Origin of the sequence: Auritidibacter sp. NML100628 (assembly GCF_003185985.1) — a bacterium.
GTDB classification, from domain to species: Bacteria; Actinomycetota; Actinomycetes; order Actinomycetales; family Micrococcaceae; genus Auritidibacter; species Auritidibacter ignavus.
Window position 1 is genome coordinate 1 of record NZ_QHLP01000024.1, and the last position, 16,189, is coordinate 16,189.

At 60.5% G+C, this 16,189-nt stretch carries 11 protein-coding genes and 1 pseudogene; 5 read left to right on the plus strand and 7 right to left on the minus strand.

What is annotated here, in order from left to right; all coding sequences use genetic code 11:
- Positions 1 to 185: 185 nt before the first annotated feature.
- Together DCC24_RS11575 and DCC24_RS11580 are read right to left on the minus strand one after the other, a co-directional pair.
- Positions 186 to 1,182 (minus strand): annotated as a pseudogene (locus tag DCC24_RS11575) (IS481 family transposase).
- A gap of 133 nt (positions 1,183 to 1,315) precedes the next feature.
- A complete protein-coding gene (locus DCC24_RS11580; protein WP_110100059.1) occupies positions 1,316 to 2,566 on the minus strand; it encodes an IS256 family transposase in 1,251 nt (416 codons plus the stop codon).
- A 513-nt stretch (positions 2,567 to 3,079) separates the two neighbouring features.
- On the opposite strand from DCC24_RS11580, the gene DCC24_RS11585 reads away from it, so the two are divergent.
- On the plus strand, positions 3,080 to 3,754 hold the full coding sequence (locus tag DCC24_RS11585) for a response regulator transcription factor (RefSeq protein WP_233492084.1): 675 nt from the start codon (positions 3,080 to 3,082) through the stop codon (positions 3,752 to 3,754).
- Between the two features lie 64 nt (positions 3,755 to 3,818).
- On the opposite strand, the gene DCC24_RS11590 is transcribed toward DCC24_RS11585, so the two are convergent.
- The 4 genes from DCC24_RS11590 to DCC24_RS11605 all read right to left on the minus strand — a co-directional run bounded on the left by DCC24_RS11590 (position 3,819) and on the right by DCC24_RS11605 (position 7,813).
- On the minus strand, positions 3,819 to 4,649 hold the full coding sequence (locus DCC24_RS11590; RefSeq protein ID WP_110100060.1) for an ABC transporter ATP-binding protein: 831 nt from the start codon (positions 4,647 to 4,649) through the stop codon (positions 3,819 to 3,821).
- Between the two features lie 5 nt (positions 4,650 to 4,654).
- A complete protein-coding gene (locus DCC24_RS11595) occupies positions 4,655 to 5,644 on the minus strand; it encodes an iron chelate uptake ABC transporter family permease subunit (RefSeq protein WP_158524677.1) in 990 nt (329 codons plus the stop codon).
- An 83-nt stretch (positions 5,645 to 5,727) separates the two neighbouring features.
- Complete coding sequence (locus DCC24_RS11600; RefSeq protein ID WP_369860327.1) at positions 5,728 to 6,642, minus strand: FecCD family ABC transporter permease; 915 nt, start codon at positions 6,640 to 6,642, stop codon at positions 5,728 to 5,730.
- A gap of 103 nt (positions 6,643 to 6,745) precedes the next feature.
- Complete coding sequence (locus DCC24_RS11605; RefSeq protein ID WP_158524678.1) at positions 6,746 to 7,813, minus strand: ABC transporter substrate-binding protein; 1,068 nt, start codon at positions 7,811 to 7,813, stop codon at positions 6,746 to 6,748.
- 364 nt (positions 7,814 to 8,177) lie between these two features.
- Here DCC24_RS11605 and DCC24_RS11610 point away from each other — a divergent pair, with 364 nt between their 5' ends.
- The 3 genes from DCC24_RS11610 to DCC24_RS11620 are packed head-to-tail and all read left to right on the plus strand — an operon-like array spanning position 8,178 to position 13,191.
- The gene (locus DCC24_RS11610) at positions 8,178 to 9,506 is read left to right on the plus strand and encodes a pyridoxal-dependent decarboxylase (RefSeq protein ID WP_233492086.1); all 1,329 of its coding nucleotides are present in this window, start codon (positions 8,178 to 8,180) and stop codon (positions 9,504 to 9,506) included.
- Entirely contained in the window at positions 9,503 to 10,822 is a 1,320-nt protein-coding gene (locus DCC24_RS11615; RefSeq protein ID WP_110100065.1) for a lysine N(6)-hydroxylase/L-ornithine N(5)-oxygenase family protein, read from the plus strand. Before DCC24_RS11610 ends, DCC24_RS11615 begins: the two co-directional genes overlap by 4 nt.
- Positions 10,819 to 13,191: a GNAT family N-acetyltransferase gene (locus DCC24_RS11620; protein WP_110100066.1), complete on the plus strand. Its 2,373-nt coding sequence runs from the start codon at positions 10,819 to 10,821 to the stop codon at positions 13,189 to 13,191. Before DCC24_RS11615 ends, DCC24_RS11620 begins: the two co-directional genes overlap by 4 nt.
- 648 nt (positions 13,192 to 13,839) lie before the next feature.
- On the opposite strand, the gene DCC24_RS11625 is transcribed toward DCC24_RS11620, so the two are convergent.
- Positions 13,840 to 15,090 (minus strand): IS256 family transposase, encoded by a 1,251-nt coding sequence (locus DCC24_RS11625; RefSeq protein WP_110100059.1) that lies wholly within the window; start codon positions 15,088 to 15,090, stop codon positions 13,840 to 13,842.
- A gap of 838 nt (positions 15,091 to 15,928) precedes the next feature.
- Here DCC24_RS11625 and DCC24_RS11990 point away from each other — a divergent pair.
- Entirely contained in the window at positions 15,929 to 16,087 is a 159-nt protein-coding gene (locus DCC24_RS11990) for a transposase (protein WP_146206327.1), read from the plus strand.
- Positions 16,088 to 16,189 lie beyond the last annotated feature (102 nt).

The following is a 16,189-nucleotide window of genomic DNA, read 5'->3' on the forward strand; positions in this document are numbered from 1 at the left end:
AATGGCAGGCTCGAACACCTACGGGGCTCAGCACTCGGCTTCCGCAACCTCACGCACTACATCGCGAGATGTCTGCTCGAGTCCGGCGGCTTCAGACCGGTTCTACACTCTCAATTACGATGAGCCGCATTGGCGCGTGGATCTCTTTTGTCGTCGGAAAAAAGCACGACACCGAAGACGATTGGCTAGTTGTACTTCCCCGCGAGGTTGTGAACGCGTTCAGCTGGGGTGAGACCTCCGATGCCGGTGTGGGGTCGGTGATGATTGTAGTGATGGAGTCAGGCCTGGTAGGGATCAGCGTGTTCGTTCTCGCTGGTGTAGGGCCCGGGGGTAAGCCGATTCCGATGCCAGAGTCTTGTTGAATCTTTCCACCGTGCCATTGGTGTGGGGTCGGTATGGCTTGGTCCGCTTGTGCTTGACACCCTCACCGAGTGCCTTGGCAATAGCGGCTGAGCGGTAGCAGGCACCGTTATCAGTTATGACCGCTTTGACAGTGTTTCCCAGATCGTTGAAGAATGCGTTAGCTCGCTTCCAAAAGCCGGCTGCGGTTTCTTTCTTCTGATCATCTAAGATCTCTGAATACGCGGCCCGGCAGTTGTCATCAACCGCGTGGTGACGATACCGGTATCCGTGAACTGGCACGGTTTTACGTGCCTGTATCTTGTTCCGTTGGGCCGCATGGTGACCCTCGCTTCCCCGGCCGTGGACTCGCCAGCCACCACTGTCTGGGATCCGGCCCTGTTTCTTAATATCGATGTGAACCAGCTCCCCTGGAGCGGCGGCTTCGTAGCGTTTGGGTTTGGGCTTGCGGACGGGAGGCCCGGTGGCCTGGTCGATATCGCAGAGCCTGGGCATGTTGTAGCGCTCCAGGACACGCCCCACAGTCGAGCGTGGGATACGCAGGTGGTAGCTGACCCGGTGTGGCCCCCACTTGCGGTTAAACCGCAGGTTAATGATTCCTTGTTCGGTCTTGGCAGGACGTTAGTTGGGAGAGGTGTGGGGCTGGGAACTACGGTCTGTCATGGGCAGTGCGGCCCGGTAACGGTCTGCCCATCGTTTGGCGGTAGCCGGTGAGCATGGGAAGCGTTCTGCGGCTTGGCGTATCGGTCATCCATCATCAACAATGAGCCCGGCGATGCGTTGAGGCCCCACCGGGCTGAAAGATGCGTTAACGTGAGTCATGAAGACCTCCGGGTTAGGTAGGAGTTGTGGTAACCCCATACTGCCCGGAGGTCTTCCCTAAATCACACCCGGTCAAGTCCTGAGTAGTGGTGTATGAGTCGTGTTCGGGGTGTGGTCTCGTTTCAGGGTGTGTTCAGGCGGGGATGGCTTCGAGGGTGGGCTCTGTGGTGCTCACCTTTTGACTGCTGGTGGGCTCGAGGGCCTGGGCTGTTTCGATGGATTCCAGCGAGAGGTATCGGCGGGCTTCTGCCCATTCATCGTGCTGCTCAGCCAGCACCGCTCCGACCAGCCGGGTGATGGAGTCGCGGTCGGGGAAGATCCCCACGACATCGGTGCGGCGGCGGATCTCGCGGTTGAGTCTCTCGTTGGGGTTGTTGGACCAGACTTTGCGCCAGATCTGGTTGGGGAAGGCGGTGAAGGCCAGGATGTCTTCCCGGGCGGCGGCGAGGTGGTCAGCGACCTTGGGCAGCTTGGCATCGAGGTCCTCAACGACTCGGTCGAACTGGGCATGGACGGCCTCAGGGCCGGGCTGGTCATAGATGCTGTGCAGCAACGCCCGCACTGCTGGCCACTGCTGCTTGGGAGTGATGCTCATCAGGATCGCCGCGTAGTGGGTCCTGCACCGCTGCCAGGCTGCCCCAGGCAGGGTCGCGGCCACCGCGGCCTTCAGCCCGGGGTGGGCATCAGAGGTGACCAGCTTGACCCCGGACAGGCCCCTTGCGACCAGGTCGCGGAAGAAGGAGAGCCATCCGGCTCCGTCCTCAGCAGAGGTGACCTGGACCCCGAGGATCTCACGGTATCCGTCGCTGTTGACTCCGGTAGCGATCAGCGCGTGGACGTTGATCACTCGCCCATGCTCACCGACCTTGATCACCATCGCGTCTGCGGCGACCAGGGTGTAGGGCCCGGCATCCAACGGCCGGGTGCCGAAGGCCTCGACCTGCTCATCGAGCTCGGCGGCCATGTCACTGACCTGGGACTTCGACAGGCTGGTGATCCCCAAAGAGCCGACCAGCTTGTCCATCCGGCGGGTGCTGACACCGAGGAGGTAGCAGGTGGCCACCACCGAGGTCAGAGCCCGCTCCGCGCGTTTCGTGCGCTCCAGCAGCCAGTCGGGGAAGTAGGATCCTTCCCGCAGCTTCGGCACCGCGACATCGATGGTCCCAGCCCGGGTATCGAGCTCTCGGTGCCGGTAACCGTTGCGCCGGTTGCTCCGGGATGCATCACCGGCACCGTACTCGGCCCCACAGACCGCGTCAGCCTCGGCCGAGAGCAGGGTGTTGATGAAGATCTGCAGCAGTTCCCGAATCAGGTCCGGAAAGGCCTGCAGGACCTCTTTCTCCAGAAGGGCCTTCAGGTCGATACTGGAAGGGGTGACGGTCATCGTCGTGGCTCCTTTCGAGAGTGCTGTGAGAGGTTCACTCGAAAGAACACGCGGTGGCCGTCACTGTCATTCCAACAGCCGGCTCACCGAGGCTCGTACACCACTATCCCGGACGCTACTGCCGAGTACGCCCCAGCCCCAGAGAGCCTCGCGAACAGGGTCAGCAGCCTAGGTGGAACCTGTCACACACAACTCAAAGAACAGCAGTTCACCGTCACTGTGACTCTGCCGATCACATCCGCAGGCGAACAGGCGACCCTCAGATGAGGGATGCTCTACACATGAGCACCGGCTTCTCATGGGGGCATGAAGACTCTAGTTACCACGCTCTTCCTGCTGTCCACACTTGTACCGACTCCCGAAGCCCAAACGCCGCTACGAGCCCAAGAGCTCCCCCGGACAATCAACCGCACTTGTAACATCGGTCGAAGCAACCGCAGAAGCTTACGCGAAGCCGACCCAATGTAAGTTATGGCGTCTCATCAATAAGCCCAAGTATCGAAAGTACTGTCTGTGACTAGCCCGCACCCCACTCCCTCAGAGCCGATCTCGGTCCTGGTGGTTGATGATGATAAGTGGACCACCAAGGCCATCAACATGGCATTGCAGAAAGACCCCGCAATCCGGATTGTCATCGCCGCATCGGATGGAGCTGAAGGAGTCGAGGCGTATCGCTCGTCCTCTCCCGATATTGTGCTGATGGACCTGAATATGTCCCCGGGTATGAACGGCGTGACCGCTATTGAGAAGATCCGTCAGTTCGACGCAGAAGCACGTATTATCGTGCTCACCACGGTCTCACCTGGGCCAGGGCTGGCTCGCGCTCTAGAGGCCGGCGCGTTAGCGGTCGCTCGGAAAACTGCGTCAGAAGCTGACTTGCGAAAAATCGTTCTGGCTGCCGCTCAGGGAGATGATCCAAGACTGCTGAAACGCCTAGCCCAAGACACTGTGATCAGTGGCGACCTGCTTCCTGATACGCCCGTAGTGGTTCCCCATTTGACTCCAGCCGAACGTGACATTCTCATACTCATCACAGACGGGCACGGCTACGAAGAAATCGCGAAACGCCAGGGCATCACCGTATGGACAGTCCGTTCCCATGTGAAGAAACTAAGAGAGAAACTCTACGCTGAGAACCTAGCTCAGCTCGTAGTCCGCGCCCTTCAATACCGTTACATTTCTCCCTGATGGCTCCGTGGCGAATCGGCGGAACCGGTGTATACACCGAAGGGTAAGAGCTCCCCGTTTGGGCTCATCGCCCCTTTTTACCGACCACCACGGGTGTGCCGGTTTCCTCGGGGTGCAGGACGGCTGCGTCGAGGCCGAAGATGTCGTGACAGTTGGCCTCGGTGAGCACTTCTACCGGGGCGCCGTCTTCTACGATATTGCCGTCTCGCATGGCGATGATGCGGTCACTGCAGCGGGCGGCGATATTGAGCTCGTGCAGGACCATGATAATGGTCTTGCCGGTCTGACGGTTCAGCTGCTGCAGCAGGTCGACCAGTTCGATCTGGTGGTTCAGGTCCAGGTAGGTGGTGGGCTCATCCAGCAACAGGATCTGCGAGTCCTGGGCCAAGACCATGGCAATCCAGACTCTCTGGCGCTGCCCTCCGGAGAGCTCTGAGACAGCAGTCTCAGCAAGGTCCGTGACCCCAGTCTGTTCGAGTGCCTGGTCGATGATGCGGCGGTCTTTTCGCGTCAGCCCGCCGAATACTCTGCGGTGGGCGTAGCGGCCGCGGGCGACCAGCTCAGCCACGGTGACGCCTTCGGGGACCACCGGGGTCTGGGGCAGCAGGGAGACAGTGCGGGCGAACTCCTTACTGCTGTAGCTGGTGATAGGTCTGCCAGTGACCTCGACTGAGCCGCCAGAGAGGCTGTTGAGGCGGGCGAAGGTGCGCAGCAGGGTTGATTTGCCGCAGCCGTTGGGTCCGATGATGGAGGTGACTTTCCCGCTGGGCAATTCCACGGAGACATCTTTGAGAACGGCCGGGCCGCCGTAGCCGACCGTGATGGCCTCGGCTTTCAGAACCGGCTCGGGCCCAGTTTCCTGGTGTGTGCCGGTGTCGGGGGTGAGGGTGGTCATGGGTGTTAGGTCTTTCTGATGGTTCGGGTCAGGATGATGCTCAGCAGGACGGGGACTCCGACGATTCCAGTGATCACACCGACCGGGACGGTTCGTGGCATGAGCATGGAGCCGACGACTTCGGCGGTGATGACCAGCAGTGCACCGACCAACGCTGAGCAGATGAGACTGTCGCGGCCGCGCAGCACCAGGCGGACCAGGGGGCCTGCCATGAAGCCGACGAACATGATCGGCCCGGTCAGAGCTGTGGCCCCGGCAACCAGTATCACGGCCAGGCACAGCAGTGCTCTGCGGGTGGCTGGCACGTTGACCCCGAGGCCGTGGGCCAGTTCGTCTCCGCTGGAGAGCATGTGCAGGTTCCGGGCCAGCAGCGACAGCAGCACCACACAGATGACCAGCAGCACTGCCATGTACTGGACCTGGTCCCAGGTGGCCATGCTCAGGGATCCACGGGTCCAGAGCACAGCATCTGAAGTTTGGCCGATGTGCATGCGCAGCATCATGTAGGTCACCAGGGAGGTGGCTACTGCTGAGACCCCGATGCCGACAAGGACGAACTTCACCGAGGAGGAGGCCTGTGCTCCGACCGAATGGGGGCTGCCTACTCCGTGACGGCTGCGTCGGCGGCCGCGGCTGAGCAGCCAGACAAGGATCGCTGAGCTGAACCCACCGGCAAGGGCTGCACCGACCTGGTGGATGCCATTCAGCGAGAACGAAGCCAGCCCGATGACCACAAACAGGGATGCTCCAGCAGAGACCCCGACGACATCGGGACTGGCCAGGGGGTTGCGCAGCAACAGTTGGAAGATTGTCCCGGACAGTGCGAAAGCTGCTCCGGCCAGCACTCCCAGCACCACTTTGGGCAGTCTGTCGCTCATCACGATGAACCGGGCCGGACCAGCACCGGGGATCTCTTCGCCCCCGAGGATGCGGAAGAAGTCCACGAACGCGATGGTGTAATCACCCAGCAGGACCCGGACAAGAGAGAGCCCCATCACCAGGACGGTCAGGCACGCAGCAAGGACAGGAACAGCGACCCGGCGCCTACGTGTGGAGGAATGTGATGTGACCGTGGGCATCAGACACCTACCTGTTTACGGCCGGTTCGCACCAGCATGATGAATACCGGGGCTCCGACGACCGCGGTGGCCACACCGATGGGCACCTCGGCTGGGGGCAGGATGACTCGGCCGATCACGTCGGTGCCCAACACCAGCATCGGACCCAGCAGACAGCAGGCTGGGATGATCCTGAGATAGCTGCCTCCAACAAACTTGCGTGCAATATGAGGAACCACCAGGCCCACGAAACCGATAGGCCCGGCAAGGGCCACCAGCGCGGAGCAGATCACAGCTACGCACAGGGTGATGACCCCGCGATGCAGGGCCACATTCATCCCCAGCGAGGTCGCGGACTCATCTCCCAGAGTCAGGTTGTCCAGGTTTCTGGCTTCAACGATCAGCACCAGCACCCCTAGTAGGGCGATTGCTCCCAGGATCAGGACCATCTCCCAGTCCCCGCGGTTCAGAGAGCCGACCTGCCAGAGCAGGAAAGAGCTGAGGGTCTCCTGGCTGAGCACGATGATCGCTGAGATCACCGAGGCAGCACCGACGGTGATGGCTGTTCCCACCAGCACCACGGTCAACGGGGAGTCCCCGGATTTCTCGGAGACCAGGTAGATCACGATCGCCACTCCGATGGCTCCGGTGAAGGCAGCGGCGACATAGGCCCAGGGCCCGGCCAGACCGAAGAGGTAGATGCCAAGGACCACTGCCATGGCCGCGCCGCTGTTGACACCCAGGATGCCCGGATCAGCCAGCGCGTTACGGGTCAGCCCCTGCATGGCAGCCCCGCACACAGCCAGGCCGAGCCCGACCAGGATCGCCACCGCAGTACGCGGCAGCCGGACCGAGACCGTGTCGGCAAGCTCGCCCTCTGTGGTGCCGCCGAGGAGAACATCGGCGACCGCACCGAATTCGAAGCCGACCACCACAGTGCGGGCCCCGACGGCAAGGCTGAGGAACACTGCCAGCGCCACTACCACCGGGGCCAGAAACCAGAAGAGCCTCCTGGTCAGAACAGGGCGGGTCACCAGCTCAGTTCGCTGACTCAGCATTCTCTGCGGCTTCGATGAGCTCGTCGACGAATCCGCTTTCCTCCACCAGCCATTCCAAAGCCGCCGGTGAGGTGCCTATGGCGTTGGCCTGGTGGTTGTCGTACTGGATGATCATCGCGTCATTCTGCAAAGCTGGGATGTGCTGCAGCTGCGGGTCCTCAGGGATGGCTTCGGCCTGGGCCTGGTCATCAGCCCAGGTATAGAACAGATCCGACTCCAGCTCTGAAGCCCGCTCCGCAGAGAAGGAGCCGCTGAACTCCCCGGGGGCGAAGTCGATCTCATCCATCACCGGCGCCAGCTCGAAGCCCATGTGCTCGAACATGATCGGCCGGGTGTCATTGGGCGCGTAGATACCGACCTTCGAATCAGAATCAGGAGAAAGCCGGCCCGCCAGGATCGTCTTATCCTGCAGCACCTCGTTGTCCTCGGTGACCCCCGCCAGGGTTTCTGAGACGCGGTCGACAACCTCCTGGGCATCATCAGGACGTCCCAGGGCATCACCGATCTTCAAAGTCGCCTCATCCCACCCGGTGGTGTAGTTCTCCCCACCCTCGTCGAAGGCCACCACATCAGCGATCTCGCTGAGCTGGTCGTAGTCCTCCTGGCTCATGGCTCCGATGACGTTGACGATCAGATCGGGCTCCAGCTGAGCGATCTCGCTGAAGTTGATCCCGTCACCTTCATCGATCTGGGTCGGCATCTCTGCATCGAGCTCATCGAGCTGAGCATCGATCCAGTCAGTGGAGCCGTTCTCGTTGGTGCCCCAGGAAATCTCGCCCATGCCGGCGGGCACCACATCCAGAGACATCAGGATGTCACCGTTGATCCACCCGATGGCCACCACCGTCTCAGGCTCTTCCTCGATCGTGGTCTCCCCAAAGGCATGCTCAACGGTGCGGGGGAAAGCATCCTCTGCTGCCGCCACCCCCGTGTCGGAACCAGAGTCCTCATCCTCACCACCAGTTGCTCCGGTTGAGCATGCCGCCAAAGAAGCGGCCAGCACCACCGCACCACCGGCTGTTGACCACCGTCGAACCACACTGTTCATAACTTCCTCCATGAAGATCTCCGCTGGCGGCCCAGGCCAGCAATAGGTAAGGGGCAGCTTGCGAAATCATTATAGGCCTGCCATAAGTCCGACACAAATGTGAAGCTCATCCATGCCATAGCCTCGTCTCGACCGCCCTCTGCGCCCAACGTGTGAGCATAGGTCATATTTACGTAACCTCTCTCATTATGGTTACCCTAAGTTCATGAGTGAGCCTCAGAGCGAGTCAGCAAAGATACTGAACAGCACATCATCCGGTGAATACGAAGCCCTCATGAGTGAGGCAGCAGTCCGAATACGCAGCCACTTGGAGGGCCGCTCTCAACCAGCCACCAACTCTGCGGCTGGAGACCTGGAGGCGAGAGTGGCAGCGATCAATCTCGATAGCCCAGGCATAGGCCCCAGTGGAACCCTTCGAGAGATTGATGAGCTGTTCCTGGCTGAAGCGGTCTGGTTCCACCATCCGCACTACATGGCGCACCTGAACTGCCCGGTGGAGATTACAGCGGTAGCGGCCGAGGCCATGCTCGCTGCTGTCAATACCTCGATGGACACCTACGATCAGTCTCGTATCGGGACGTTCATCGAACGCCACGTCGTCGACTGGATCGGGAAGAGGGTCGGCTTCTCCTCCTGTGATGGAGTGTTCACCTCGGGTGGGACGCAGTCGAACATGCAAGCTCTTCTCTTAGCCAGAGAAGCCGCACTCGGGGTGCTGCCGCAGGTTTCTAGGGCGGTGAGCCAGTCCCGCCAGGTGGTGTTCACCAGCGAAGAAAGCCACTTCAGCGTGGAGAAAGCCGCCATGGTGCTGGGCCTGGGAGCCGATGCAGCAGTGAAAGTACCAGTCGACCACGAGGGCAGAATACGCCCGGAAGCGCTGGATGAGGCAATTCGCCGCTCCAAAAGCACCGGATTCCAGCCCATGGCCGTAGTCGCTACTGCCGGCACCACGGACCGAGGCATCATCGATCCATTGATCGATGTGGCTGATGTCACCGATGACCATGGTGTGTGGCTCCACGTAGATGCGGCCTATGGAGGCGGTCTGCTGGTCTCTGCGACTCGCCGAAGCATGCTTGAGGGCATCGAACGGGCCCGCAGCGTCACGGTGGACTTCCACAAGATGTTCTTCCAGCCCATCACCTGTTCGGTGCTGGTTATTCAGTACCCGCAGGACCTACGAGGCTCAGAATGGCACGCGGACTACCTCAACCCGGAGGGCGCGCAGGAGCCCAATCAAGTTGATAAATCCCTGCAGACCACCAGACCTTTTGACGCCCTGAAGCTCTATGCCACCCTGCGCAGTACCGGGGTTGACGGTTTGGGGAGATCGATCGATCAGGTGCTTGACCTGACCGAAAAGGCCCATGCTTTCATCACGGAACACCCTGACCTGCAGCTGTGTTCCAGCACCGATCTGTCCACCGTGTTGTTCCGCTGGCAGCCCCAGGGAGTCGACCCGGATACCGCTGCAGCGATGGTCAGTGGAATTCGGGACACGATGCAGCGCAACGGCAAGGCGATGATCGCTAAGACGGTCCTCGCCGGTCTCCCGTGCTTGAAGCTGACGCTTCTGAACCCGGCCACAACACTTGCTGATGTGAGGGCTGTTCTTGAAGACGTCGCCGATGTGGCCGAATCGCTGCACAGGGACCACCAGGTCAAACCTGCCCCAGAGGAGGTCGCAGTATGACCCAGCACCCCCAGCCCTACGACATCCTCGGTGTAGGCATCGGCCCCTTCAACCTGGGATTGGCCTGCTTGAGCCAGCCAGTGGACGGCCTCAGCACCCTTTTTCTCGATTCACGGCCGGAGTTTCGCTGGCATCCAGGGATGATGCTCCCAGAGGCAACTATCCAGGTGCCCTTCATGGCAGACCTGGTGACACTTGCGGATCCGACCTCAGAGTATTCGTTCCTGAACTGGCTCAAGATACGAGGGCGTCTATACCCCTTCTATATCCGAGAAGATGTTCATGCTCTGCGCAGTGAATTCGACCTCTACTACCGATGGGCAGCCGAGAATCTGCCGAACCTGCGGTGGGGCCATCACGTCGAAGAGATCACCTATGACCAACAGGCCGATTTCTTCCGCGTCCAAGCCATCACCCCGGAAGGAATACGCACCTTCGAGGCTCGGCACGTCGTCATCGGTGTAGGTACAGAACCGTGGGCCCCGCCGGTCTTCGGCGATGACCTCACCGGAATCATTCACTCATCGGACTACATGCACCACCGGGACGAACTTCTCGAAGGTGACTCGCTGACAATCATCGGAAGCGGCCAATCAGCCGCGGAAATCTATCTCGACCTGCTCGAAACACAACCAGGCCACCAGTATCGACTCGAATGGATCACCCGGTCACCGCGGTTCTTCCCCATGGAGGACACCAAGCTCACCCTTGAGATGACCCCCCCGGAATACACCGACCATTTCCATGCCCTGCCCGAAGCCGTCCGGGACCAGCTCCAACGAGAACAGCGCGGACTATACAAGGGCATCAGCGCAGAACTGATCGCACGGATCTACGACGCTCTCTACCAGCACTCAGTACATGAGCAGATTGCCACCACATTGCTCACCGATACCGAACTGCTGGAAGCCACCAGCCGCTCGGCAGACAACCGACGAGAACTGGTCTTCCGCCACACTCAGACACAGACGACCTTCCGCCGCGAAGCCAGCCACGTCATCTGCGCGACAGGCTACCGGCCCAGAGAACCCCACTTCTTAAACCCCCTGGGCGATCTCATCACCAGAGACTCCAAAAACCGGCTCGCTGTCACTAGGGATTACCACGTGGACACTCTTGGAGGACGCATATTCGTCCAGAACGCCGAGGAACACACTCACGGGCTGACCGCCCCTGATCTGGGCATGGGCGCCTGGCGCAATGCGACCATCCTCGCCTGCATCACAGGCAAAGAGATCTATCCCATCGAGCGGAAAATAGCGTTCCAACATTTCGGCCCACTGGCTGACAACACCCCTCAGGAGCTTCCCCGATGACCACTCTTAGTTTTGACGCCCCGACCTGGCAACTCACCCACAGGTTTACCGCGCATCCCATCGACCCTCACAGGGATGCGCCGCTGCTGCATCAGTGGCTCACCCATCCTTCGGCCAAGTACTGGCAGATGCTCCACTACACCCAGAGCCAAGTCCAGCAATACCTCCAAGCAATCACTGACTCTCAGGACGAACAGGGATGGCTGCTTCACTCCGAGGCCGGACCGGTGGCCTATATCGAAACCTATAACCCCCAAGCCGTTCTGCTCACTGATGTCTTCGCCGCAGAAGACGATGACATCGGCATGCACCTACTGGTGGCTCCCGCCCCAGAAAACCCGGCCCTGAGGCAGCACGGACTGACCACACAGGTCATGGAAGCCACAGTCGAACTGTGCTTCAACACCGGCGCCCGGCGCATCGTGGTGGAACCAGACATCGAGAACACCAGAATCCACCGCAAGAACCAAGAAGCAGGGTTCCAATTCCTCAGAGAGATCGACCTTCCCGGCAAACGAGCAGCACTGAGCGTCTTAGAGAAAGACAAAACTGCCGCAGCCGGCGCAGGGCTCACAGATCACCTTGAACCTGCAGCTATGGCCGTTGCACAACGCCACCTGGTGACCAAAGCGCTCTCCGAATTCGCCCACGAAAAGCTCATCACCCCACATGCAGAGACCAGCACTGAGCAGCTCGACGACGAGACCGCAGAAGAGCAGTGGTTCAGCGTGAAAGCCGGAGAGAGCACCTACCGCTTCCAGGCTCAGCATCTAGCTCTGAGCCATTGGGAAATCGACCAAGCCAGTCTCCAGCGACTCCAGGGAGACGCAAAGACAGAACTCAACGCCCAAGAACTGATCATTGAACTCAACTCTGCCCTCGCCATTCCAGAACACCTGCTGGATACCTATCTGGAGGAGATCGCCTCCACCCTGGCCAGTGCAGCCTATAAGCACCACATCGGCGGCCCCACCGCAGAGCAGCTGGCCCGCGGCCGCAGAGACCTCGATACCGCTGGTGACTATCAGCAGACTGAAGCGTCGATGACCGAAGGACACCCCTGTTTTGTGGCCACCAACGGTCGCATCGGTTTCAGTCTCGATGACTTCCTTGCCTACGCCCCCGAAACCGGACAACGCTTCCGGTACCTCTGGCTGGCAGCCCGCCGAAACAAGACCGAAGTCACCCTCGGTAAAGGACTGGCCGAGAACCACCACTGGAACTCAGAACTCGGAACAGAAACACTCTCGAAATTCGAGCAGCAGCTCAACGATCAGGGCCTTGACCCCGCCGAGTACACGTTGATGCCGGTCCACCCGTGGCAGTTCCGACACCGGGTGGCCATCACCTTCGCCCCTGAGATCGCAAGACATGATCTGATCGTGCTGGGCGAAGCCGAGGACCTCTACCAGCCCCAGCAATCAATCCGCACCACGTTCAACCGCTCCAACCCACAGCGGTCCTACGTCAAGACCGCGCTGTCGATCCAGAACATGGGGTTCCTCAGAGGCCAATCTCCTGAGTTCATGCGGTTCGCCCCAGCCATCAGCGACTGGGTAGCCCAAACAGTACGCACCGACCCTGTACTCCAACAGATGAACTTCGACGTGCTCCGAGAACACGCCGCCATCGGTTTCACTGGAGACGTCTATCACCAGACACCACGACGGTCTGATCAGAAGAAGATGCTCTCCGTCCTCTGGCGGGAAAGTCCCATTCCCCGTCTGGAACAAGGAGAGCGGCTAATGACCATGGCCGCGTTGCTTCACCGCGACGCTGCTGGAACCGCCGTGACCCCCGAACTCATCAAACATTCCGGCCTCAGTGCCCAAGAATGGATCAGGCAGTATCTGACCAGCTACCTCGCGCCCCTGGTGCACTGCCTGGAGGCCCACGAGCTAGCCTTCATGCCCCACGGAGAGAACCTCATCCTCCGCATCCGGGAAGGCGTCGTCACTGGTGTTCTCATGAAAGACCTCGGAGAAGAGATCGGAATCCTCGGCGACCGCCCCCTGCCCCCGGAACTCGGAGAACTACGCCGCATCCAAGACCCCACCGAACACGCCCAAAGAATCTTCACCGACGTCTTCATCGGTTTCCTCCGCCACCTGGGTGCCCTTCTGCACGTCGACCGCGTACTCCCCGAGGACAAGTTCTGGGCACTGGTCTCAGAAACCATCGCCGCACAACAAGCACAGAGTCCTGGCCGGCGTCGAGTCATCGACTTCACACCAGAATCCTTCGACCAGTGCTGCCACAACCGCCTCCAGCTCAAGAACACCCTAGAGATGGTCAGCCTTGAAGACACCGCAGGATCCCTGATCTATGTAGGGCAGGTCAGCAACCCCATTGGAGAACAGCAAGCCTGATCCCCGGGAGCTAACCCTGTTGAGGCGCGGGTTAGCGTGGTAGGACAGTTCCATCGTTGGCAGCCCACGATGCCCCGAAGCGCTACAAAGACTTGCTCACGGACGGCTCCCTCACCAACAAGCTTATTGACTGTCCCGGGGTTTCTGCCGTGGTCCCCAGCTGACTAATGCCACTATTCCCCTCCGGGCGCAGACCAAGCCTTGCGAAGAAAGCACTATCTGACCACAGCCCTACAGGATCTTAGCCCGCTTTCAGCGGCTCGCCGCCTGCCACTCCTAGGAACTCATGCCTATGAGCCGACGAAGGTGCAGCGCTCTGTCTCCCTGCTAGTTCCACCCTCGATGTATTCAGCACGTAGCTGAGTTCGCTGATTTTGCATAGGAGTCGGGCCCTGAACACCCACTACAGGGAAGACAGGACTATCCGCCGACTTTCGAGGGCTCACGGAAAGGTGCCCTCGACGGTCGCACTCTCACATCTGTGGGGTATCCGTCGAGGGCACCTACGCGAGTTGGTGGGTTATGCCTGAGGTATGAGACTTCTTGAGGGAGAGACTGCCCATAGGGAGAAGCAAGCGAATGCCAGGTCAAGTCCTGAGTAGTGGTGTATGAGTCGTGTTCGGGGTGTGGTCTCGTTTCAGGGTGTGTTCAGGCGGGGATGGCTTCGAGGGTGGGCTCTGTGGTGCTCACCTTTTGACTGCTGGTGGGCTCGAGGGCCTGGGCTGTTTCGATGGATTCCAGCGAGAGGTATCGGCGGGCTTCTGCCCATTCATCGTGCTGCTCAGCCAGCACCGCTCCGACCAGCCGGGTGATGGAGTCGCGGTCGGGGAAGATCCCCACGACATCGGTGCGGCGGCGGATCTCGCGGTTGAGTCTCTCGTTGGGGTTGTTGGACCAGACTTTGCGCCAGATCTGGTTGGGGAAGGCGGTGAAGGCCAGGATGTCTTCCCGGGCGGCGGCGAGGTGGTCAGCGACCTTGGGCAGCTTGGCATCGAGGTCCTCAACGACTCGGTCGAACTGGGCATGGACGGCCTCAGGGCCGGGCTGGTCATAGATGCTGTGCAGCAACGCCCGCACTGCTGGCCACTGCTGCTTGGGAGTGATGCTCATCAGGATCGCCGCGTAGTGGGTCCTGCACCGCTGCCAGGCTGCCCCAGGCAGGGTCGCGGCCACCGCGGCCTTCAGCCCGGGGTGGGCATCAGAGGTGACCAGCTTGACCCCGGACAGGCCCCTTGCGACCAGGTCGCGGAAGAAGGAGAGCCATCCGGCTCCGTCCTCAGCAGAGGTGACCTGGACCCCGAGGATCTCACGGTATCCGTCGCTGTTGACTCCGGTAGCGATCAGCGCGTGGACGTTGATCACTCGCCCATGCTCACCGACCTTGATCACCATCGCGTCTGCGGCGACCAGGGTGTAGGGCCCGGCATCCAACGGCCGGGTGCCGAAGGCCTCGACCTGCTCATCGAGCTCGGCGGCCATGTCACTGACCTGGGACTTCGACAGGCTGGTGATCCCCAAAGAGCCGACCAGCTTGTCCATCCGGCGGGTGCTGACACCGAGGAGGTAGCAGGTGGCCACCACCGAGGTCAGAGCCCGCTCCGCGCGTTTCGTGCGCTCCAGCAGCCAGTCGGGGAAGTAGGATCCTTCCCGCAGCTTCGGCACCGCGACATCGATGGTCCCAGCCCGGGTATCGAGCTCTCGGTGCCGGTAACCGTTGCGCCGGTTGCTCCGGGATGCATCACCGGCACCGTACTCGGCCCCACAGACCGCGTCAGCCTCGGCCGAGAGCAGGGTGTTGATGAAGATCTGCAGCAGTTCCCGAATCAGGTCCGGAAAGGCCTGCAGGACCTCTTTCTCCAGAAGGGCCTTCAGGTCGATACTGGAAGGGGTGACGGTCATCGTCGTGGCTCCTTTCGAGAGTGCTGTGAGAGGTTCACTCGAAAGAACACGCGGTGGCCGTCACTGTCATTCCAACAGCCGGCTCACCGAGGCTCGTACACCACTATCCCGGACGCTACTTCACACCCCGTTCACAACCTCGCGGGGAATTACATCTAGGCTGGCAAGCTCAAGACGAAGCCCATGGTGTTGCCGTCGTCTACGATCTGAAACCGAGGGTCTGTTGTTGTCTCAACAACAGTCTGAGAATGGTCATGGAATTAAGCAACAAGATATCCGGTCGCGTGGTTGCGTTACCTCTATCCCGGGACGGGGCGTCGTCTCTGATAGCTGCAACAATCGGTCCATCATGGTCCGGGCAGCGTTTCCAGCTCGGCGCGTCCTTGGCTTGTGGTGCTCGTGCCTGTGAACCAAGGTTCATGCAGCTTCCATCAGATCTAGTCAGTCAGCGATTACCGTAGTCGGGGACGGGCCAGAGGCATCAGCTGGGCTACTCAGACATTCTGCAATTCGTTGCGAGCCTCGTCGGAATGTTTGGTCGATGTACTCCAAAGGCGTGCGCTGATGACGGTTGAGCATCGTTACGGTCGCTATGGTCTTGCCCCGTTACATTTATTTATAGGTCCTCGCCAGAGGATCTGGTGGCTGGCCCTGGTATGGCTTTCTTGCCCTGTCATCGATGATCCGGGGGGGTGTTGCCGCCAGGAGTCCAGGACGCGCGTTGACTGCTGATAGGGACGTGGCCCGACTCTTGTCGAGGTCTCTTCGTATCGTGGGTGCCAGCATCGGGTGTCGTGACATCAGCGACCCTGGTACCGCAGAACGAGGGGGACCTGTCATGACAACCGAATACGCAATCACACTAGGACTCGATGTCGGTAAGACCACCCATCATGGATGCGCGCTCACACCCAACGGGCAACGCGTGTACGACCACGAGCTACCCCAAGATGAGACCGCACTGCGGAAGATCGGCTCTTCACAATCGAGGGTGTAGACGGGGGTCTCGGGGAAGTGGCGCGTCGATAGCTGGATAGAGGTCGAGGCCTTCCGATGATGGAAGTTCCTACACAAGCCATCTGAAAGACCTCGACGTGCC